The sequence below is a fragment of the Frankia sp. CcWB2 genome (assembly GCF_977927585.1).
This window is the reverse complement of record NZ_CDWRCM010000057.1, coordinates 11,961-12,993: the sequence shown is the minus strand read 5'-3', so window position 1 is coordinate 12,993 and position 1,033 is coordinate 11,961. Positions and strand designations below refer to the sequence as shown.

Below are 1,033 nucleotides of genomic sequence, written 5' to 3'. Positions count from 1 at the left end.
TTTCCACTCCGGGGGATCGTGCCGGGGAGGCGTCGGGAGCAACGCCGCCCTGGTGGCCGAATGAGGTTCTCGCGGGCGGCTGGCGACCGCGCTGGTTGTTGGCTGACCGGACACGGAAGGGACCCCCGAGGCAGGCGTTGGTGGGACGCTGGATGAGACCGGCGGGGTGGGGGGATTCCGCCTGTCGACCCAGCGATGCGATATCGGCTACAGGGATGTTCGGGTTAGGGACCGCCGAAAGGCTATCGCCTCGGCGTCGTTTCGAGGGAGAAATCGCGCGGGCGTTTCCGGGGCGGTTGGTGCACCGTCGGTGCAGTCGATATGCGCACAGAGCGATGACAAATGTCCGGTCCGCGACCGCTTTTTGACTGCGGAGAGTAGCAACCTTGGTGGTCAAGGGGGGACTCTGTACGGGCTGTGGCCTACCTGAGCCCTACCCGCTCCATGTCCCCGGTGGGGGTTGTGCGAACGTTGTTGCGTCTGCCCCCGGCGTCGGGGGTTGCTTACCAGTGACCTTCTTTCTACGCTTCGTGGCAATTATCGGGGCGGGAAGAGACGAAAGCCGGAGGAGCAGCGGTTTCCGTGGCGGTGGCACGCGGCAGTTGGCTGGACGCGACATCGTTCGTGGAGGACGAGGTCAGAGAGCTCGTCCGGCGGCGTTCTCTCGATCCCGTGCGGGACCCGGCGCAGGTGCGTCAGCTCGTTCACGAGGTGCTCGCCGATTATGAGGAACGGGTTCTCGTCAGTGACCTTCCCCCGGTCGTCGACCGGGACGTCACCGCCCGGCTGGTCTATGACGCGGTTGCCGGGTTCGGGCCGCTGCAACGCCACCTCGACGACCCCACCGTGGAGGAGATCTGGATCAACGAGCCGGGCCGGGTATTCGTCGCCCGGGCCGGTCGCAGCGAGCTGACGACGACCATTCTGACGGCCGATCAGGTCCAGGACCTCGTCGAGCGGATGCTGAAGTCCTCGGGCCGGCGGGTGGACCTCTCGACCCCGTTCGTCGACGCCATGCTTCCGGACGGTTCCC

Annotated in this window: 1 pseudogene; it reads left to right on the top strand. The window is 66.5% G+C overall.

What is annotated here, in order from left to right:
* Positions 1-582: 582 nt before the first annotated feature.
* Positions 583-1,033, top strand: a pseudogene (locus tag ACY45C_RS08510) (CpaF family protein); the annotation flags it as partial.